The following is a 20,610-nucleotide window of genomic DNA, read 5'->3' on the forward strand; positions in this document are numbered from 1 at the left end:
ATTTACATGACTTTTTCATTATTCCTTCTTATGCTGGCACTACAGAATCGTTAAAGACATTATTTGGAACAATGGACACCACAAGAATCTAAAACATTCCGAAACAATGTATGCAGACTGATATATCATCTAAAAAAAGTGATGGCTATCTCACAAACTAAATGTCCCCCATACCCTGATAAAGGGCCGTACGGCTACGACCAGATCCCGTAGCTGTACGACTTAGCATTACCGTAATTTTTCTCCAGCCAAGTCAGATGAATTTATTTTTTCAGCCTGATTTTTTCATGATAGAAATAGTTAACTATAACAGGTTTCCCCTTTAAAGAACGTCCGTATGGCAAATCATTTATGCGATAAGGATAACTCCCCGCTTGAGCAAATGAAGAGATTTCCTGCTCTAAAGCCTGCCAGTAATCTTGCCTTTTCTTGTTATATATTTCATCGTACAAGGTTTCAAGTTCCGGATGTTTTTCCCGTATATAATCCATGATCTCTCTCTTAAATTGTCCACGAAGATTCAGATTTTCCAGCCATATCAAATCTGCGAAATCTTTTACCCGGTTAATGATAGCTTTCACATCCGTAATTTCCGGAAAAATCGGTGAAATAAAACATACGGTACGTATACCAGCATTATAGAACTGCTTCATGGCTTCAAGCCTGCGCTCAATGCTTACGGCACGATCCATATCACATCTAAACTGTTCATCAAGTGTGTTGACCGACCAAGATACCGTCACTTTCGGGAAATCTTTCAGTAAATCAAGATCACGCAAAACCAAATCTGACTTGGTACAGATCACGATTTCAGCATTAGTGTCTCTTAATTCTTCCAGCAGTTTACGGGTTCTGCAAAACTCTTCTTCATACGGATTGTATCCGTCTGTTACAGAACCTATAACAATTCGTTGCCCGTCGAACTTGTGCGGATTGTCAATCGGTTTCCAATGTTTAACATCAAGAAATGTACCCCAAGGCTCTGTATGTCCCGTAAAGCGTTTCATGAATGAAGCATAACAGTACTTGCAGGCATGCGGGCAACCCACGTAAGGATTGACCGAAAAACCACCTACGGGCAATGATGACTTGGTCATGACATTCTGCACATCTATTTCTCTGATTATTTCCTTCTCCATATTTTTTCTATAAATTGTTCTGGTAGTTCCTGAATCATTCGTTCTTCTCCCATGATAGGCAGAAGATCTTCTTTCATAAAAACCGGAATGTGATTTCTTTTCGCCTGTTCCACAATATGAAGTACCCATTCAGGTTTGGCATCCACTCTCCCTTTTCTTTTACCAGTTTCTGTTCCAATAACAATCCATTCGTAACCTTCCAGATCTATTTCACCCACATCCTCGAAGAGAGGTTCAAAAGTGGCATGATAATGTTTGGAGCGAACGTGGTCTTTTAATGCCTTCAACCGTTTCTCCTCGGAAGCTCTGGTCACAGTAACTCCCATCCATACGTTTTCATCGTCTGTTTGAAAGTTAATTCGTTCAGGACGCTTCGTCAGAAAGATATATGCATGCTGTGGATTCATGGCTATACGTTTGAATATTTCTTCTCTCCAAGCTGTTTCCCAATCGGAGAAATCACTCATACCGGTAAGTAGCCAAACGTGTGATTCAGGATTGTCCATCAGATGCAATTTTCGGCTCATATATTGAGGAACAGAGAAGTCGTCAGTCATGTGAAACCGCTTGCAGTTATTTCTTGCATAACAATAGTTGCATCCAATGGTACAACCTATCACAAGATTCATGTTTTTTATAAGGGATTTTATGCAGACACTCATAATACAATTGTTTCTCCATCTTCAGGAATAATCAAGCGGTTCATATCTATTCCGTGATGTATGGCTTCGTTACGCAGAATTGCCCGTGTAGTCTGCCCATGATCGGTAGCTTCCATGTGGACGGCTATTAGTTTGATGTGTGTGGGAAGTTCATCAAGCATTGTCATAACTTCTTGCTCGTCGGGAATAATGGAACCTTCTGTCCGAGAAAATTCAGGGAATATGGCGCCTCCACTATTCACTATGATGTAATCGGGAAAAAATTGTTCAATGGCCTGACGGATACACTCCTCCCACTTGCAATCACTCATTATATAAATAGTAGGGAAACCATGCGCGGTAAGTACATAGCCAGATACCGGGCCCATCATTTCTCCAATCTGTCCGAATCCATGGTGTCCTTGGATACGATGAATGGTTAAAACTCCAATCGTTTTGTCTGTTTCAATACTCTCTACATTTGTAAAACCATCCTGCATAATGTTTCCTTTATCCTGCGGTTGTGTCAGAAACAAGATATCCTGCGGTAAATGCTGTTTCACTGTCGGATCATAATGGTCAATATGGTTATGCGTCAGCAACACCATATCCACACCATTCGTAATCTCATTCATCGGCATCGTAAGGTGTACTCTTGGTGTCTTATACACACCGAGAGCTGACTGCAAGGTACCTTTTTCGGCAAGCATGGGGTCAAGAAGAATCTCTTTCCCAGCATAACGGATTCTCAATGTAGCATTGCGGATCAATCGAATTGTAACTTTTTCTTCCATATAATTTGTTGTATTAATCTCAGTCGCAAAGTTCGGTAAAACAAATCGGATGAATTATGCCTTAAAAACTGGAATATATGCCATTTTGATAAATGGAAATAGTATATTTGCTCAAAAACGAAATCTATGGATAAAATCGTCAATCCTGAACGTTTAGTCAGCGTTCCTTTTAGCAAGACACGTTGTGGTGTGGATTTTTATATCAACTCAGGTCACAGTAACGATATATGTGGTGTCCTGACAGAAAATCGGGTGTTTAAAACAGACTTTTTTAGCTTTTATTTTTTTCGTAAGGCCAATGGGTATCTGCTACTGAATTTCCGAAAATTTGAATTGCATGCCAATATGGTACTACTCCTCTCACCGCATCAGCAGCAGGAATGGCATGTGGATGAAGCAGCACTGGATTACTCTTTTCTCATATTCCGCGAGGATTTTATGCGTACATTCATAGCGGACAAGTTTTTTGTGTATCGCTTGTTGTATTATTATCAGACCGACACTCCTCCCTATCTGTTTGCTTCGCCGGAAAGCATGGCGGAATATATTCGTCTTTTAGGAATCATAAAGCAGGAGCTTCTACATCCTGTTTCCGATACTTATAATCTCATTGTATCTGTACTTTACTATTTATTAGTAATTATCAACCGGGCATATGCTGCCACTTACCGGTTACCGATTGACATTCCTAAAAACAATTATGCATTCCAGTTTAAAGACTTGCTGGAAAAGAATATCCGTACGAAGCAGCGGGTACAGGAATATGCGGATATGCTTCGTGTGAGCCGTATTACGTTAAACAGTTCCGTGATGAGTCAATTCGGCGTATCAGCCAATCATCTGCTCAAGCAACGTCTATTGGAAGAATTGAAAAATGAGTTACTATTTTCTAACCGCAATGTGAATCAGCTGGCCGAAGAATTTCATTTCTCCGATCCTAGTCATCTGATGCGTTTCTTTAAACGTGAAACGGGGAAGACTTTTATGCAATATTTACGCGACTACCAAAATGGAATATACGAATGAAAACTGACAGATTGGAAAGCTTACAGATTGGTCATTCCCATACCAAAGATGGAGATTTTAAAATTAAATGTGAAGTTATAAAGGATAAAATGTAGAAGTTTCATTTTCACATCGTCATCCTTTTCAATCTTACCATAATTGCCCTTGGTGATCTGATAACGCTTCTGAATTATGTAAGATACAGAAGGGGTTAGTCTGTGGTCCCAAATATTGTTCGTAGAAACTCAGAACTAACAGCTTCAGGGTTGAATACAGATTGACGCTGCATTCTCCTTTACATGATTCTGTTACGGTACATGATTTTACCTGCAAAATAACACTGTAACCGTCTAAACAGTCTAAATCACCTGTTCGATTGCGATAGAAGGATATGTACAGAACATAGTCCCAACATTTCTGTTCTGCTTCCGTCAGATCTATGTCGTTTTCTGTATATACTTCCAAATTGTTTCCAAGATTCCGAAGTATGTCCGCAGCTATATCAGCCATATTTTCCCTGTCGGAAATAATAAAAATCTTCATATCATGTGTCTTTAATATTATTAAAGCAACATCCGACAGTCAGCATATACGCCAACGGCCGGATGTCTTTCTTTTTTCCGGTAGTAACGTCTTAGTCACTACAACCGCAACTGCATTTGATGTGTTCCTTATATTCACCCGAATAGATAATTGCACCTTCCGGGCATAAGTTTCCGCAACCATGACACCCGTCAATACATCCTTCACGGTACACAACCACCGGACGGCCGTTCTCAACATCATAAACGCCATGCTCGCATTTGTTGTAGCAGGCAAGGCAGCCGATACATTTATCCTCATCAATAAGAGGGAACCATTCTTTACTCATATAACCCGATTTTTCTAATTATCCGATTAAAACTTTATCTTGTCCGAAGTCACTCAAAAAGAAACTATTCTTTTTTTCTTTCTCCATATTCTTATTTCTTAGCAGTTACCGCTACAAGAGCATTTCGGCAGTTCTTTCTTTCTGATTTCTGTGATGTAGAAACGGGCAAAGGCATTTCTGATTTCGTCACGTACACGACGGAACTCCGAATCGATGAACTCCGGTGTACCTGTAGCATGTGACGGATCGTCAAAGCCGATGTGCATACGTTTACCAACCTTTCCTGTAAAGGCAGGACAGCTTTCATTGGCACCACCGCAAACGGTTATTACATAATCCCATTCCTGATCGAGATAAGTGTTTACGTGTATAGGCACATGAGAACTGATGTCTATTCCTGCTTCCTTCATCACTTCCACAGCCTTGGCATTTACCTGGGCTGCCGGTTCAGTACCCCCTGAATATACTTCTAATTTTTTGTCGAACGACTGTAAGAAGCCGTGAGCCATCTGGCTGCGGCAGCTGTTTCCTGTACAAAGAATCAATACTTTCATTTATTCCGTTTTTTATTGGTTTTACTTAAAATATTACTTGAATACCTTTTTCAATTCGTCAGCCGGTATATATCCGACATGCCTGTATATTTCCTTTCCCTGACTATCGAGAATGACCTGTGTCGGTATAGTTTGTATCTCAAAATAATCCGCCCAGTCTTTGTTCCATTTCTTTGAAAGGTTGATGAAACGTACATTTACCTTTCCTTCGAAATCTTTCCGGATGGTTTCCATTTCTTTTTCCATCTTCTTACAGGGCGCACATCCTATAGCTCCAAACTCCAGGAATGTATAACCGTATTCCGTTCCGTCAGGCAGAGGATAGGTGAAATAAAGCCGTATGCTGTCTGCTATGTTGGCCACAAAATCATTCTTTATTTCCTGACCTGCCCTTGTCATGTCCGTTTCACAGACCTCTTCCCGATTCTTGCCACTATCAGGTTTACATCCGGCAACAAGCAGCATTGCTACGGACATCAACAAATATTTCATAAGCGTTTCCATTTTATCATATCTTACATTCCACACTCAGGAGAAGATAATTCTCGCGTCTTCCGTTCCTGGCTTTCCAGCTCTGATAGTTCGGTGAAATTCTTACCTGTCTGATGGGAGAATATTCAAAACCGCCGATAATCGTGTGTCCTTCACTGACATTATTTGTGTTTTCACCTGCCGCATCCAGAAGGTCAAAACGTCCGAACAGATGCATTTTGCGTGCTATATTTACGGTCGTGTAAACTGAATAACCGTTCACGTCTGTTCCGGATGAGAACTTATAGTTGAATGCCCGGTTATATTCAGCTCCAAGTGAAAACCGGCTATTGCTGTATCCGGCAAAAGCCGCTACCGAATACTGGTCTTTCTGACCGTCTGCATCCGTTTTCAGATACTCCGATGTGTTGTATATGTCACCGTATATCCTGAACATGAACCCTTTTGCCGGTTTCAATGTGATGCCGGCACCGTACTTATACTTGTTGTCCATATTCTTGAACTTTCGTCCTTCACCATTTGTCAATGCCAGATCAGCCGATATAAGCGGCGAGAACTCATAGCCTGCCACAACACCTATATCTTCACAGAAGACTATACCGTATTCTTCCTGAAAGGACTTGAATATATATCTGTGTCCCCAAAAGTTCTCCTGCTCTGAAAATTGCTTTAGGTTTACCAGTCCGGCAGACACGAAAAATCCGTTTCCTTTCCAGTCTATCTGTGCGTTCTTCAGATATCCGTTGAACTTTGTATTCCCGTTTTCATCGGCCACCGTTTCCACATTCATGAGAATCTTTGCGGAAAAACCTTTGGCAAAGAACCCTTCATAACCGACAAACGCACGGTCAAGGTTGAATCCGCTGTTTTCATTCTTGTGTCCAAGCCCGGCCTTGTAGTTGGAGAAAAGCGTAAGCACAGGTTTCCCTGAAAATGCCTTTTCACCATCCTGTGCTACTGCGGGCTGGAGAGAAATGGCAGTCAGCATAACCGCAGGCAACCATTTCTTTAATTGATATCCAATCATCATCAGTCCTTTACAGTATATAATTAAACAGATAGCCGGACAAAATGATGAAGAATGCAACCGTTCCGAAGAATATGCCGATAAGCCTCCATGTCATTACTTTCTTCAGCAGGGTGGCTTCCGGCAAGGAAAGGCCAACGACCGCCATCATGAAGGCTATCGCGGTTCCCATAGGAATACCTTTCGCCACAAACACCTCGATGACAGGCACGATACCTGCGGCATTAGCATACATCGGTACGGCAAGTATGACAGAAAGAGGAACCGCATACCAGTTGTCTTTCGACATGTATTGCTGGAAGAAGCCTTCCGGCACAAAACCATGCATAAAAGCACCGATACCGATACCAATCAGGATGTATATAAGCACACCGCTGACAATCTTCCAGGCATCACGGACAATAGTTGGGAGTCGTTTGATAAAGGTGGTACGGTTCTTTTCCCATTCATCGGCCTGGGCAGACGAATTGGCCTGTATCTGCTTTACCCAGTCACTCAGATAAGGAGCCAGACGCATACGTCCGAGGACGAAACCTCCTATTACTCCCAACAGAATCCCGCTGATGACGTAAATCAGTGTCACTTTCAGACCGAATGAACCGAGAAACATGGCTACAGCTACCTCATTCACCAAAGGCGATGTAATCAGAAAGGCGAAAGTGACACCCAAAGGAATGCCGCCTTTGACAAATCCTATGAACAAAGGTATGGATGAACATGAGCAGAACGGGGTGATGGCTCCGAAAAGTGATGCCAGCAAGTACTGCAAGCCGTACATCCTGTGTGTAACCAGATAGTTTCTCAGACGCTCTATCGGGAAATAAGCGTTGACGATACCCATCAATACACTGATAAAGAACAAAAGTATGAGAATTTTAATTGTATCATAAAAGAAGAAGTTTACGGCAACTCCTACCGGAGTGTCGGCACTCAGTCCGAAAAGACCGTAAACAAACCAGTCAGCAAATTTCTGTATCATAAATGTATATTTTATCTATTCGTCTAAATACGAACATTATTCCTGCTAAAAAAGCGGCAGATTCTATAACGGTTATCTCTGCCGCTTATGATTAAATAATTCTGTTTATCAGATACCCAAAAGTTTCTTTACTTCACTTTCTGTCGGTACCTGCCCTTTCATTTTCACTACTTCGTCAATGACAACAGCAGGTGTAGTCATAATGTTGTAATTCATCATTTCCATGATGTCGTCCACCTTGGTCAGTTTTGCATCGATATTGTTTTCTTTCAATACTTTCTCAATTACATTATAGGTTGATTTACATTTGGCACAACCCGGACCTAATACTTTAATTTCCATTTTCGTAATTATTTTATTTGTTATCAGATTTGTTTTATAAATACATTATCCAGCTATAATAGATACCGATGATGATGAATACCACACCAACAATAAGGTTCATCCATTTCTGCACTTTCTGCATCTTGCCGTAAAAACTTCCTATCTGTTGAACACTGAAAGCAAGAATCCATGCAACGGCAAATACAGGCAGAGCTGTGGCAATGGCGAATACCACCGGTAGCAGATAACCGGCTGTAGCCGTTGCTGACATCGGTATCAGCATACCGAAATAGAACACACCGCTTGTCGGACAGAAAGCCAAAGCAAACAATATTCCAATCAGCAGGGCACCCCATCCGCCTTTTCTGGCGAGACCTTCCGCATTTCCGTTAAACCCAAATTTCGGAAGATTAAGTTTGTCACCAAAGAGCATGAACAGACCTATCACGAGCAGAAGCGGACCCAACACAAGTTCCCCCCATGTTCCGATAGTCTTCTGAATACCAAACATGCTGGAGCCTTCTTTCAGAATCATAATCAGTACCACTCCGAGCAGGGTGTATGAAAGGACACGTCCCAACGTATAAAGCAGACCGTTCCGGAAAATGCGTTTTCTGTTTTCTATGTCTTTTCCGATAAATCCGATGGCCGCTATATTTGTTGCAAGCGGACAAGGTGATAGTGCGGTCAGCAGTCCGAGTAAGAATGCCGTAAGAACGGGAGTAGAGCTGTTATCCAGCAATGTCTGTAACCAATCCATAGCCCTCTATATTATTTCAACATTTCATTTACAGATTTCACTACACCTGCCTTGAATACATCCGGTGACTTACGGGCGTTTCCGAAAGCAAATTCTGTCATATTCTCAGATGTTTCCTGTCCGTTCTTATATTTAACGACAAACAGTGATGACCAGGTTACCTCATACTTTTCAGCTATCTTTTCATTTTCTTTCTTGCTGATGTCTATTACTTTAAAAACCACTTCACCTTTTTTCATTTGTTCAGCAAAACTTTCTTCCATTGCTGCTTTTGTATTGCTTTCGATAGCCATACAGGTTGCGCAACGCTGCTTTCCATGAAAATACAATACTTCTACATGGTCTTTTACTGTTACTTCTTTCTGAGCCTGTACTTCAGTTCCGTTCTTTGCATTCATGTTGCAAGAGATAAAGGCGAAACATACAGCAATTAAGAATAAAATCTTTTTCATGTCTTTCTATTTCTATTGTTAGTTATTCGCAAAATCACGAACTTCCCTTCCTAAAAAAAAGAGCTTACTTGCAGCAGCTCTCTTTCTTACATATAGGTTGACCAAGAAAATCTGCAAACATCTTTTTTGCCGTTTCCCAGTTTTCCTTATTGATACAGTATTTTACTTTCGGTGTTTCTATTTCCCCTTGGATAAGTCCAGCTTCTTTCAACTCTTTCAGATGTTGAGATACCGTAGCTTTTGCTATAGGAAGCTCCTCATGAATATCACCAAAAAAGCAAGATTCCTGAGATGCCAGGAACTGGAGTATAGCTATACGTGCCGGATGCCCCATCGCTTTTGCAAAACGGGCTAACTTCTCCTGCTCTTCTGTATACTTCTTTTTTACCATTTCTATTCCTCTTTCTGTTTGTCGTTCGCAAAAATACGAATAGTCATTTAATTAATCAAATGAATTATCATATTTTAATCTTTAAAACACTTGTTATACCATCCCGACTAAAGTTTACGACCATCTGCTTCCGGCACAGAGAAGAACAAACCTTCAGGATGGTAAGTCCATTTTTGCAACGGACATGAAAAGGTCCCAATGGGAAACAGTTTGATTCATACATAAAAGTCAATGCCAATAGCGGACAGATTCAGCTCTTTCAGGAAAGCCCGGAGATACGCCGCAATACCTCACAGCATGCTTCCCAAACAGACAATACCCAGCGACAGAAGCAAAAGAAAGGGCAAAGCAGGCTGTCTGACCTGAACGGAATTCAAACAAATAAATCATCAACTACTAAAAGAAGAAAAAACATGAATGAGACCAATTATCATATCTACAAGGCAAAACAAATTTCTTTTGTTGCTACAAATCTAATTTATTTACCACAAGATGAATCTATGCAAAACACTGATAAATAATGAAATAGAATCATATTCGTGGGACTTTTTTAGGGGATAAAAAAAGTCCCACGAATAAGTCCTTTCTGTCTTTCCGAAAACTACCTTACTCTGCATAGTAAAAAACAAAAAAAGTTCTGAAAACCAATTGATTTCCAGAACTTTTCTACCTCTTTGCATTAATGTGTTGTACACCCTCAGGGATTCGAACCCTGGACCCACTGATTAAGAGTCAGTTGCTCTACCAACTGAGCTAAGAGTGCATTGAGAGGTTCCTGGCGGATTCGAACCGCCGTACACGGTTTTGCAGACCGCTGACTAAGCCACTCATCCAAGGAACCATTGTTTCTCGCAACCGTTATTCTCAATTGCGATGCAAAGGTACAACATTTTTTGAAACAAACAATACCTTACGACAAAAAAATATAAAAAAAGCCAACCTTTTTTCTTCAAATATTTGCTTTATAAACAACCTCAATGTTCTTTTGATACCCTGATATTACAGATAAGAGTATAAATATCAACCAAATAAACATCCCTCCCTATCACACCATGCGTGCAATAAGGAGGGATGAAAAAAAATAGAGGGGGAATAAAATAATTCTCGATTTTCAAGAAATTATGTAAACAGAATCTTTATGAAACTATTTTTTTCGTTCATATTCCAAGCTGGCCATGATAAAAGGCCCTATTGCCTTTCCTTCATTATTTACAATAGTTACATCACTTCCACATAAATAATAACTTGCAGACCCGTCTCGAGATGGATCCTTTGCCGGTCCCAAGCCTGCAGAACGGCAGCTTTGATTCAGATTAATCGTTCCATCAGAATTTTGAGTCACGAAAGTTTTCAGAAGTCCCTGATATGCCTTTTCCGCAACATCTTTGTAAGTTTCCGGAAGAATTCCTAAACGAATACCTTTCAAATAAGCATAAGTAAACATGCTCGAAGCAGAAGACTCCAGATAATTGGCTATACCACACTCTCCCACATACGAATTATCATATTGAAGAAGCTGATACCATACACCACTGTCTTTATCCTGCCAACGCTTCAATCCCTTTGCCACAGTATTAGTCAAAGCGACCAACTCTTTATAATCAGGATGATTTTTCGGCATAATCTCCAAGACATCTACCAAAGCTGCAAAATACCATCCCATACCACGCCCCCAGAACTCTTTCGAACATCCCTTATAAGGTTCCGATTTATTTGCCCAGAAAGAATTGACATCTTCCGGATTGGCAGACCAGGCATGATAGAAAAGCTGTTTGTCTGCATCGTATGTATGACGGGCAACCGTCTTGAACTGGTGAGCGATATCAGCCCACGCCTGTACATTATCAGGATCAAAATTAGCCTGCCATTCAGCATAAAACGCAGCTCCCATATAAATACCGTCCAGCCACATCTGATCCGGATAGATATCTTTGTGGAAGAAACATCCTTTCGCATCTCCCGACTGAATACGTGAATAATCATTTACCAGATAGTCGTGCAGAAAGTCTGCCGCTTTTTTATAACGGTCGGCATTATGAGTACCATTCTTTTTATCTAAGGTCATTTCATGCTTATATAAAGCAAAAAGCACCTTTCCTGAATTTATATTATCGATATTTCCTTTTTTGAAATTCTTAAAGGTACCGTCCGGATTAATTGCATTGTCGGCATATTCCTTTGCCCACTGATAATAATTGCCGGTCCAGTCGGCATACTGATACTGCTCGCATAAATTAAGAAGAGATTTTGCCACAAGACCATTGACATAATCCCACGATTTTCCATGCGTCCACTGCTTGCCTTGCGACTGTGCCATTTCCTGCGAATAACGTGTTTGTGCTTCTCCCGTTAATGATGCCATAAACAGACATACGGATAAAAATAGTGTTTTCATGTTTTATTGATTTTGGAATAAATAATAGTTTTCCCGTTATGAAAAAAGGTCGGCTGAATAATCAGTCGACCTTTTGCGAGGTTCCTGGCGGATTCGAACCGCCGTACACGGTTTTGCAGACCGCTGACTAAGCCACTCATCCAAGGAACCATTTTCTAAAAGCAATCGTTTTGTCCCGATTGCGATGCAAAGGTATAACTAATTTTCGATTCTGCAATACCCAAAGCTCATTTTTTTGAATTTTCATAACCTCGGCAATACTGCTTCTTTGCAATGGGACAACCCGAACATCCACAGCTGCAACCACTTGACACAGCTTTTCCTCTTCTGAAAAATTTCAGAAAATGTTTCCCTGTATATAACACACAGAGAAACATAATCACATAAATTATTACATCTTGTACATTCATATTACCTTAATTTATATAAACAGACTTCCGACCTGATGCACCAAAAAAGCCACAACCCAAGCCAGCAGAGTTGTATAACATATCGTAAACGCGGCCCATTTCCAACTACCCGATTCATTTTTAATGGCAGCAACTGTAGCTACACAAGGGAAGTAAATCAGGATGAACAGCATATAACCGTATGCTACTAACGGTGTAATCGGAATACGGTCTGAAAGATCTACCGAATTAATATCATCATCATTCGTATAAAGGACTCCGAGCGAACTTACAATAAGCTCTTTGGCACCAATACCGGACAGAAGACCAATCCCCATCTTCCAGTCGAATCCCAAAGGCTCAATAGCCGGCTCAATAGCCTTTCCTATCTGACCGATATAAGAGTTCTCCTGTTGTTCTGCTGTCGTAGAATAGGCATTATGATTCGGATAATATCCCAAGAACCAGATAATAATAGAGGCCACCATAATAACTCCCCCCATCTTCTTTAAGTACTGTGCACCTTTTTCCCACGTATGACGAAGTACAGACTTGAGAGTCGGCATACGATAAGGAGGAAGTTCCATCACAAACGGAGCATCATCACCTTTTACAATAAAACGACTGAAAATACGTGCCATCAGCACTGCCAGCAGAATACCTATTACATAAATAGACAATAATACCAGACTTGCTTTCGATGGGAAGAAAGCTCCGATCATAACCAGATAAATAGGCAATCGGGCACTACATGAGATAAGCGGATTAATCAATATCGTTACCAGGCGAGATTTACGGCTTTCAATAATGCGCGATGCCATGATGGCAGGTACATTACAGCCAAATCCCATAATTAACGGAATGAACGACTTACCGTGCAGTCCCATCTTATGCATGATCTTATCCATGATAAATGCCGCACGTGCCATATATCCTGAGTCTTCCATAAACGAAATGAAGATATACAGCAGCAAGATATTAGGTAGGAACACGATAACGCCCCCTACTCCTCCGATTATACCGTCCACAATCAAGTCCTTAACAGGCCCTGCCGGCATGAAGTTCTCGGCCAATGAAGCAATCTGTGCAACAATCCATTCTATCCATCCCTTCGGATACTCCCCGAAGACAAAGGTGCATTCAAACATCAGATAAAGAAAGACGAAAAAAATAGGGAACCCCCAAATTTTGTGCGTCACTATACTGTCGACGATACGAGTAAACATCTCCGTATCCTGATTCTTTTCCGTAAAAGTTTCTTTCAGCGCTCCGGTGATAAATCCATATTTGGCATCGGCAATGGCCTGCTCACTATCCTCATTCATCGACAGGCGTATCCTTTCTGCCTCCTTATCACGAATTCTCATCACTTCCTTCCCGTTGGGCAAAGTCGATATTACACGCTGTTCGATGTCCTTATCATTTTCCAGCAATTTAATCGCGAGGAAACGAGTAGAATACTTGTAACGTATATTTTCATCCTTACAAATTTCCTCTTTCACCGCATCAATGCTACGTTCCAGTTCCGGACCATGATTAATATGTATATGGCGGATATAACTCTTTCCATCGAATTCCTGCGTTTCCTCATCATGACTTCCATATTTATGGTCGGGAACATATTTGTCATGCCACTCCCGATATTCACGCATTGCTTCGTTTTGTATCTCCTCTTTCTGCCCCATAAAATCGGCACCTTCATACAGCCCGATTATTACATGAAACAAATTGTCGATACCCATACCCGTACGGCTGATGGTAGGAACGATAGGAACACCAAACAACTGACCGAGTTTTTTATAATCAAGCGTATTTCCACTATGCTGAAGCGCATCATACATGTTCAATGCCACAACCATCCGAACGTTCATGTCTATCAACTGAGCAGTCAAATACAGGTTGCGTTCCAAGTTACCCGCATCGACCACATTAATTATCACATCCGGAGTTTCATCGATGATATGCTTACGAACATACAATTCCTCAGGGCTATAAGCCGAAAGCGAATAAGTTCCCGGCAAATCAACCAGACGGAAATGATAACCCTGAAAGTCGAAATGTCCCTCCTTAGCGTCCACCGTCACGCCACTGTAATTACCAACATGCTCGTGTGAGCCGGAAGCAACATTAAAGAGTGATGTTTTTCCACAATTCGGATTGCCGACCAGTGCTACGTTTATCGTACGGCGCTTTCCACTTGCTATTTCTTTCAGTTTTGCTTCAGATACGGGAATATCTTCAGCTATCGGATTATGGAAATGCGTTTCCTGCATAGATTCGCGTGCTTCTTCTTCACTTACCACTTCAATCATAGCAGCCTCTTGCCGGCGAAGTGATATTTCGTACCCCATAATCTTATATTTGATAGGGTCTTTTAAGGGAGCATTTAAAAGGACTTCTACTGTTTTACCTTTAACAAATCCCATCTCGATAATACGACGACGAAAGCCTCCATGTCCCATTACCTTGATGATTACGCCCTTTTCTCCAGTTTGTAGTTCAGATAACCTCATGTTTGTTTTTATTTTCCGCAAAGATATATCATTGAAACATGCTATGCAAGTTATTTAGATTGTTTTTAAATAGAAGACATAAAAGCATGTTTTCGCAGCCCGTCTGCACATCAGTCCAAATGCAGAAGAGCACTTTCTACGCCTTTTCCTTTTATCCGCCACTGCCACAGAGTTATATTTTTACGGTATTTTCAACATTTCCATGAATATATGATATATTTTTTAATTTCTTTGTGACAAATATTCGCCCATACAAGATTTTTCGTACTTTTGCTATCAAACAGTTTTGGCAAGTAAATCTTAAAAATCAAAATCATGCTACGGAAAATCAGAAGGATACTGGCAGCGATTTGTTTCCTGCTCATTACGCTACTCTTCGTAGACTTTACAGGCATCTTGCATCTTTGGTTCGGCTGGCTGGCCAAGATACAGTTTCTACCTGCGGTACTGGCACTCAACGCCGGAGTCATTTTATTCTTGGTTTTGCTTACATTGGTAGGCGGTCGTATTTATTGTTCGGTCATCTGTCCGTTGGGAGTCTTTCAGGACATTGTGGCGCGCATAGGCAAAGGGAAGAAAAAAATGCCCTACACCTATTCCAAGCCCAAGAGCTGGCTGCGGTATGTCATGCTTATTTTGCTGGTAGTCGCTTTCATTGCCGGCATACATGCCTTTGTTGCACTGCTCGACCCGTATGGTATTTACGGACGAATGGCCAATAATGTTTTCCAGCCTGTATGGATCTGGGGCAACAACCTGCTGGCAGCCATTGCGGAACGGATAGACAGTTATACGTTTTACCGCACAGATGTATGGCTCAAAAGCCTGCCTACCTTTATTATAGCCATAGCAATGGCAGTGCTCGTCATTGTTCTGGCATGGAGAAACGGCCGCACTTACTGCAACACCATTTGTCCGGTAGGTACAATCTTGGGATTCCTCTCACGCTTCTCCTTGTTCCGCATCAGTATCGACAAGGAGAAATGCAACAAGTGTACGCTGTGTGCCCGCAACTGCAAGGCATCGTGCATCGATACTGACAATTATCAGGTAGACCACAGCCGGTGTGTGGCTTGTATGAACTGTATCGGAAAATGCAAGAAAGATGCTATCCACTACCGGTTTGCTTACTCTAAAAAGGCCGAAAGTCAACCGGCTGCCCAGCCGAAAGGCGAGAACAGACGAGAGTTTCTTGCCAGCTCCCTGCTTCTGCTGACCTCTTCCATTCAGGCACAAGTTGCCGAAAAAGCTGAAAAGATCAAGATGGACGGCGGACTGGCAGACATCATCGAGAAGAAAGCGCCGAAGCGCCAGACACCGATTACTCCTCCGGGATCACAAAGCGCGCGCAACATGCAGCAGCATTGTACTGCCTGCCAGTTGTGTGTGTCGGCATGTCCCAACGAAGTCTTGCGTCCATCGCAGTCGCTCGATACTTTTATGCAACCTACCATGTCTTACGAACGCGGTTACTGCCGCCCGGAATGTACCAAATGTTCGGAAGTCTGTCCCGCAGGAGCTATTCTTAAAATAGACAAAGCCGAGAAATCATCCATTCAAATCGGACATGCCGTATGGGTAAAAGACTACTGCATTCCACTTACCGACAAGCAGGAATGCGGCAACTGTGCACGCCACTGTCCGGTAAATGCCATCTCCATGATTCCATCGGAAGCCGGAAATCCGGAATCGCTCAAGATTCCCGCCGTCAACACCGAGCGCTGTATCGGTTGCGGAGCCTGCGAAAACCTCTGTCCGGCACGTCCATTCAGCGCCATTTATGTGGAAGGGCACGAACATCATCGTGTGATTTAATTTATTTTTCAGGCTAACTCTTTTCAAAAATTTATAGGAAAATGGACAAACAACACAATATTAACCGCAGGGATTTTCTGAAGATTGTAGGCATCAGTACACTGGGAGCAACTGCCTCGCTTTACGGATGTTCGCCTAAAAAAGACACGGAAAAAGAAGGAAATACTCCGGTACCAATCGGTAAAATGACATACCGCAACTTTCCTCCATATAAAGATAAGGTATCTCTGTTAGGATATGGATGCATGCGCTGGCCGACACTCCCTGCCCCCGACGGCACAGGTAATGTCATCGATCAGGAAGAAGTGAACCGGCTGGTGGATTATGCCATCGAACACGGGGTGAATTATTTCGATACGGCCCCTGTATATGTGCAAGGATGGTCGGAAACATCGACGGGTATTGCCCTGAAACGTCATCCGAGGGAAAAGTTCTTTGTTGCGACGAAGATGTCTAACTTCTCGAACTCTGACTATGACTTTGGAGTAAAGATGTACCATAATTCACTGGAGAAACTACAAGTAGATTACATCGACTACTACTTGCTTCACATGCTGGGTGCACCGGGTAAGAAAGGTCTGGAAGGACGTTTTCTCGACAACGGGCTGCTGGATTTTCTGCTGAAAGAGCGCGAAGCCGGAAGAATCAGACACTTGGGATGGTCGTTTCACGGCGTCAAGGAGGAATTCGACAAGGCACTTGCCTTGCACGACAAGGTACACTGGGATTTTGTACAGATACAGCTCAACTATTCCGACTGGAAACATGCGTCGGGCAACAACATCAATGCCGACTATCTGTACAGCGAAGTCAGCAAACGAAACATTCCGGTAGTCGTTATGAAACCGTTGCTGGGCGGACGACTCTCGAATATTCCGGAACACGTGTTCACACGTTTGAAAGAACGCAATCCTGAAGGCAGTGTAGCTTCGTGGGCTTTCCGTTTTGCCGGCTCACCCGAAAAGGTGCTGACGGTATTGAGCGGTATGACTTACATGGAACATCTGCAAGACAACATACGTACTTATTCGCCGCTTGTACCGCTGACACAGGAAGAAAAAGACTTCCTCGAAGAAACAGTCCAGCTAATGCTACGCTACCCTACCGTTCCGTGCAACGACTGCAAGTATTGTATGCCCTGCCCCTACGGCATCGATATACCTGCCATCCTCGTTCATTATAATAAATGTGTGAACGAAGGGTATATGCCAAAGAGCAAGCTCGACGAGAATTACGCCGAGGCACGGCGCGCCTTCCTGGTAGGTTACGACCGAAGTGTTCCGAAGTTGCGTCAGGCAAGCCACTGCATCGGGTGCAGCCAGTGCGTACCTCACTGCCCGCAGTCCATCGACATACCGAAAGAACTGCACCGCATCGACCAGTATGTAGAACAGCTCAAGCAAGAAACGTTGTAACCCGATGGAAGAACTGATTGAAACATTACATACGGGAGGCTATTCGTGCGTAATAGAAAAGGAAGGAAAAATCCGTACCTTTACCCGTCGCGGAGTAGCCGACCTGTACGATTTGTACGAAAACGAGAAAGCGTTCATGCAAGGTGCCCGCATAGCCGACAAGGTTATCGGGAAAGGGGCTGCCGCCCTCATCGTGCTGGGAAAGATGAAAGAGGTATATGCCGATGTCATCAGCTCTTCAGCTCTTTCCGTATTGCGCGCAGCCGGCATCCCGACAGACTTTAAGGAAGAAACACCCTTCATCGTCAACCGTGACAAAACCGGAAGATGTCCGCTGGAAACAGCCTGCAAGGATCTGAATACTCCCGAAGAAATGTTTCCTGCCATCAAAGCGTTTGTCGCACAACTCAGAAACAAGAATCATATTTAAAACAAAGACATATCATGAAATCGACCGTAAAACTTTATTCATTGGATTACAATGAGATACAGACTTACCTGACTGCGCTGATGTTCGTAGCCGGAAATGTCGTACTGCCTCAGTTGTTCCACCTCTTCCCCGCAGGAGGAACCACGTGGCTGCCCATTTATTTCTTCACGCTCATCGGTGCCTACAAATATGGATGGAAAGCCGGACTGCTGACAGCCATAGCCTCTCCGCTGGTCAACTCCTGGCTGTTCGGAATGCCCGCTCCCGCCGTGCTCCCTGCCATCTTGATGAAATCTGTACTCCTTGCCGCCGGAGCCGGATACATTGCACACCGCAGCAAACAGGTTTCCGTGCTTCTTCTGTTGCTGGTAGTAGCATTCTATCAGGTAACTGGCACGCTGGGAGAATGGCTGTTGAGCGGCAGTCTTCATACAGCACTGCAAGATTTCCGAATCGGACTGCCGGGCATGGCCTTACAGGTGTTCGGAGGTTACCTTTTTATCAAATACCTTATATATAAATAAGGAGTACAATCGATTATCGGTACAAAATCTGTTTACACAAACATCGCCCATATAAAGCCGTTTCAAACAGGGAATTCCTTGTTTGAAACGGCTTCCTTCATTATTACATTCATATTACACCTCTGTTTCATTCATCGCCAAGACAACAATCTCTTCCGGACAAATATATGGTTATGGGAGGAAAGCCCTTATTTTTGCATGCTGAACCAATCGAAAAAAATCAAATGAAACAAACAGTTATTTCTATGTTACTGGCCGGATTCATATCTATTCCGGCAATAGCCCAAAGCGCTTTCGAGGAAATCAATGCCAATCCAGCACTTGCTGCCGGCAAATATTATGCCTATCAGGCACCGGAAACATCGCTCACTCCCGCCCCCGAAGGCTATACACCTTTTTATATTTCCACCTTTGCCCGCCACGGTTCACGCTACCTCACCAAAAAGAAAAAATACGACGTACCCCTGAGTATTCTGAGAGAAGCGGCACAGCGGAATCAACTTACAGCCGACGGCAAGCGTGCCCTGAGCATTATCGAAAAGCTGGCTGCGGAAGCCGAAGGCAGATACGGTGAACTGACTCCCAAAGGTGCACAGCAGCACCGAGAACTGATACAGCGTATGTACGCCAACTACCCGCAAGTATTTTCGAACGGTACGCATGTCGATGCACGGTCTACGTATAAGACACGCGCATTTCTCTCGATGGCTGCCGCATGCGTGGAACTGAAAGGACTGAATCCGCAGCTGACCATTACAACGGATGCCAGCGAACACGACGCTTATTATATAAAATATAAGAATCCGACATACGAAGAAATGCATCTGGCCAACGCCGACAGTGTATACCGTGCTGCCGACAGTGTGTATGTTCATCCGCAACGCCTGATGAAACAACTGTTTGTAGAACCAGACAGCGTAAAGAATCCCGTACAACTGATGCAGGATTTATTCGAACTCGACGGTATCAGCCAGAGCAGCTACCAGCAGAAAGACCTTTCTTTCCTGTTTACTCCTCGTGAACGTTACGACCTGTGGCAACGCAACAACTTTGAGTGGTATTACGAAAAAGGAGCTTCTCCGCTGAGCGGCTCGTGCATGTACAAGCTGGAACGTAACCTGCTGAAGAATTTCATCGAGACAGCCGATACAGTCATCGCCTCGAAGAAAAACTGCGTGACCTTACGCTACGGACACGATACGAACCTTGCCCCGCTGGCTGCCCTGATGGGTATCAACAAGCTGACTTGCGCCACGACCGACTGGCAGAAAATAGCCGATACTTACCGCACCTACCGGATTATTCCGATGTGTGGAAACATCCAGCTTATCTTCTTCCGCAAGCCCGGTAATAACGATATTCTGGTTAAAATCCTGCTCAACGAACGTGAAGTCACACTGCCGGTAGATACAGACATAGCGCCTTACTACCATTGGAAAGATGTATACAACTACTGGATGCAGGTAGAAAAAAACATACAACTGCCCGTAGCCGTATCCAAATCCGACGACTAAGCCGGAACAGCCCTACAGCCTGTTCTGAAGGCGTTTTCAGCTCTAAAAAAAAAGATGCTGACGTTTCACTTATTTTTTGTACAAATTAAAAAAAAACATGCCGAGGTTTTCCCTAAAACGTGCCCACGTTTTTCCGAAAACGTCGGCATGTTTTTTTCGCCCTCTTCAGACATCAATAAAAACGTA

The 20,610-nt window shown here is 42.9% G+C and carries 22 protein-coding genes and 3 tRNA genes; 7 read left to right on the forward strand and 18 right to left on the reverse strand.

The window, feature by feature from the left end; genetic code table 11:
• Nucleotides 1–263: 263 nt before the first annotated feature.
• The 3 genes from WKT12_RS07255 to WKT12_RS07265 are packed head-to-tail and all read right to left on the reverse strand — an operon-like array spanning nt 264 to nt 2,574.
• A complete protein-coding gene (locus WKT12_RS07255; protein WP_340319267.1) occupies nt 264–1,139 on the reverse strand; it encodes a radical SAM mobile pair protein B in 876 nt (291 codons plus the stop codon).
• Nucleotides 1,124–1,801, reverse strand: a complete 678-nt coding sequence (locus tag WKT12_RS07260) for a radical SAM mobile pair protein A (protein ID WP_340319268.1) — start codon at nt 1,799–1,801, stop codon at nt 1,124–1,126. Before WKT12_RS07260 ends, WKT12_RS07255 begins: the two co-directional genes overlap by 16 nt.
• Entirely contained in the window at nt 1,798–2,574 is a 777-nt protein-coding gene (locus tag WKT12_RS07265) for an MBL fold metallo-hydrolase (RefSeq protein WP_340319269.1), read from the reverse strand. The genes WKT12_RS07260 and WKT12_RS07265 overlap by 4 nt, the downstream gene beginning before the upstream one ends.
• 126 nt (nt 2,575–2,700) lie before the next feature.
• Here WKT12_RS07265 and WKT12_RS07270 point away from each other — a divergent pair, with 126 nt between their 5' ends.
• A complete protein-coding gene (locus WKT12_RS07270) occupies nt 2,701–3,600 on the forward strand; it encodes a helix-turn-helix domain-containing protein (RefSeq protein ID WP_340319270.1) in 900 nt (299 codons plus the stop codon).
• Nucleotides 3,601–3,729: 129 nt separating this feature from the next.
• Here WKT12_RS07270 and WKT12_RS07275 read toward each other — a convergent pair whose 3' ends face one another.
• From WKT12_RS07275 to WKT12_RS07320, 10 genes are all read right to left on the reverse strand, one after another.
• Nucleotides 3,730–4,122, reverse strand: a complete 393-nt coding sequence (locus WKT12_RS07275) for a hypothetical protein (RefSeq protein ID WP_340319271.1) — start codon at nt 4,120–4,122, stop codon at nt 3,730–3,732.
• A 91-nt stretch (nt 4,123–4,213) separates the two neighbouring features.
• A complete protein-coding gene (locus WKT12_RS07280) occupies nt 4,214–4,450 on the reverse strand; it encodes an ATP-binding protein (RefSeq protein WP_021970624.1) in 237 nt (78 codons plus the stop codon).
• Nucleotides 4,451–4,548: 98 nt separating this feature from the next.
• Complete coding sequence (locus tag WKT12_RS07285; protein ID WP_340319272.1) at nt 4,549–5,004, reverse strand: arsenate reductase ArsC; 456 nt, start codon at nt 5,002–5,004, stop codon at nt 4,549–4,551.
• 33 nt (nt 5,005–5,037) lie between these two features.
• Nucleotides 5,038–5,496 carry a TlpA family protein disulfide reductase gene (locus tag WKT12_RS07290; protein ID WP_340319273.1) on the reverse strand — a complete coding sequence of 153 codons (459 nt, stop codon included), beginning with the start codon at nt 5,494–5,496 and terminating at the stop codon, nt 5,038–5,040.
• A 16-nt stretch (nt 5,497–5,512) separates the two neighbouring features.
• The gene (locus WKT12_RS07295; protein ID WP_340319274.1) at nt 5,513–6,523 is read right to left on the reverse strand and encodes a hypothetical protein; all 1,011 of its coding nucleotides are present in this window, start codon (nt 6,521–6,523) and stop codon (nt 5,513–5,515) included.
• Between the two features lie 10 nt (nt 6,524–6,533).
• The gene (locus WKT12_RS07300) at nt 6,534–7,502 is read right to left on the reverse strand and encodes a permease (RefSeq protein WP_340319275.1); all 969 of its coding nucleotides are present in this window, start codon (nt 7,500–7,502) and stop codon (nt 6,534–6,536) included.
• A 108-nt stretch (nt 7,503–7,610) separates the two neighbouring features.
• Nucleotides 7,611–7,844, reverse strand: coding sequence for a thioredoxin family protein (locus WKT12_RS07305; protein ID WP_021970629.1), 234 nt, complete (start codon nt 7,842–7,844; stop codon nt 7,611–7,613).
• A 34-nt stretch (nt 7,845–7,878) separates the two neighbouring features.
• A complete protein-coding gene (locus tag WKT12_RS07310; RefSeq protein WP_340319276.1) occupies nt 7,879–8,586 on the reverse strand; it encodes an aromatic aminobenezylarsenical efflux permease ArsG family transporter in 708 nt (235 codons plus the stop codon).
• Nucleotides 8,587–8,597: 11 nt separating this feature from the next.
• Nucleotides 8,598–9,038, reverse strand: a complete 441-nt coding sequence (locus tag WKT12_RS07315; RefSeq protein ID WP_021970631.1) for a nitrophenyl compound nitroreductase subunit ArsF family protein — start codon at nt 9,036–9,038, stop codon at nt 8,598–8,600.
• A gap of 64 nt (nt 9,039–9,102) precedes the next feature.
• Entirely contained in the window at nt 9,103–9,429 is a 327-nt protein-coding gene (locus tag WKT12_RS07320) for an ArsR/SmtB family transcription factor (RefSeq protein ID WP_340319277.1), read from the reverse strand.
• 124 nt (nt 9,430–9,553) lie between these two features.
• Between WKT12_RS07320 and WKT12_RS16525 the strand changes: the two genes are divergently transcribed.
• Nucleotides 9,554–9,643, forward strand: a complete 90-nt coding sequence (locus WKT12_RS16525) for a hypothetical protein (RefSeq protein WP_445323126.1) — start codon at nt 9,554–9,556, stop codon at nt 9,641–9,643.
• Between the two features lie 476 nt (nt 9,644–10,119).
• Here WKT12_RS16525 and WKT12_RS07330 read toward each other — a convergent pair.
• The 5 genes from WKT12_RS07330 to feoB all read right to left on the reverse strand — a co-directional run bounded on the left by WKT12_RS07330 (nt 10,120) and on the right by feoB (nt 14,726).
• Nucleotides 10,120–10,192, reverse strand: a tRNA-Lys gene (locus WKT12_RS07330).
• A 6-nt stretch (nt 10,193–10,198) separates the two neighbouring features.
• Nucleotides 10,199–10,270: transfer RNA gene (locus WKT12_RS07335), tRNA-Cys, on the reverse strand.
• A 303-nt stretch (nt 10,271–10,573) separates the two neighbouring features.
• The gene (locus WKT12_RS07340; RefSeq protein WP_340319278.1) at nt 10,574–11,824 is read right to left on the reverse strand and encodes a glycoside hydrolase family 88/105 protein; all 1,251 of its coding nucleotides are present in this window, start codon (nt 11,822–11,824) and stop codon (nt 10,574–10,576) included.
• A 78-nt stretch (nt 11,825–11,902) separates the two neighbouring features.
• Nucleotides 11,903–11,974 (reverse strand) — tRNA-Cys (locus WKT12_RS07345).
• A gap of 271 nt (nt 11,975–12,245) precedes the next feature.
• Nucleotides 12,246–14,726: a ferrous iron transport protein B gene (gene feoB, locus WKT12_RS07350; RefSeq protein WP_021970636.1), complete on the reverse strand. Its 2,481-nt coding sequence runs from the start codon at nt 14,724–14,726 to the stop codon at nt 12,246–12,248.
• Nucleotides 14,727–15,041: 315 nt separating this feature from the next.
• On the opposite strand from feoB, the gene WKT12_RS07355 reads away from it, so the two are divergent.
• The 5 genes from WKT12_RS07355 to WKT12_RS07375 all read left to right on the forward strand — a co-directional run bounded on the left by WKT12_RS07355 (nt 15,042) and on the right by WKT12_RS07375 (nt 20,424).
• Nucleotides 15,042–16,541 (forward strand): 4Fe-4S binding protein, encoded by a 1,500-nt coding sequence (locus WKT12_RS07355; RefSeq protein ID WP_340319279.1) that lies wholly within the window; start codon nt 15,042–15,044, stop codon nt 16,539–16,541.
• Between the two features lie 41 nt (nt 16,542–16,582).
• Nucleotides 16,583–17,956: an aldo/keto reductase gene (locus WKT12_RS07360; RefSeq protein ID WP_340319280.1), complete on the forward strand. Its 1,374-nt coding sequence runs from the start codon at nt 16,583–16,585 to the stop codon at nt 17,954–17,956.
• A 4-nt stretch (nt 17,957–17,960) separates the two neighbouring features.
• Entirely contained in the window at nt 17,961–18,386 is a 426-nt protein-coding gene (locus WKT12_RS07365) for a DUF1893 domain-containing protein (protein WP_340319281.1), read from the forward strand.
• Between the two features lie 14 nt (nt 18,387–18,400).
• Complete coding sequence (locus tag WKT12_RS07370; protein ID WP_340319282.1) at nt 18,401–18,910, forward strand: ECF transporter S component; 510 nt, start codon at nt 18,401–18,403, stop codon at nt 18,908–18,910.
• Nucleotides 18,911–19,134: 224 nt separating this feature from the next.
• Complete coding sequence (locus WKT12_RS07375; RefSeq protein WP_340319283.1) at nt 19,135–20,424, forward strand: histidine-type phosphatase; 1,290 nt, start codon at nt 19,135–19,137, stop codon at nt 20,422–20,424.
• Nucleotides 20,425–20,610 lie beyond the last annotated feature (186 nt).

The organism is Phocaeicola sp. HCN-6420 (assembly GCF_037890145.1).
In the GTDB taxonomy this organism is placed as follows: Bacteria; Bacteroidota; Bacteroidia; order Bacteroidales; family Bacteroidaceae; genus Phocaeicola.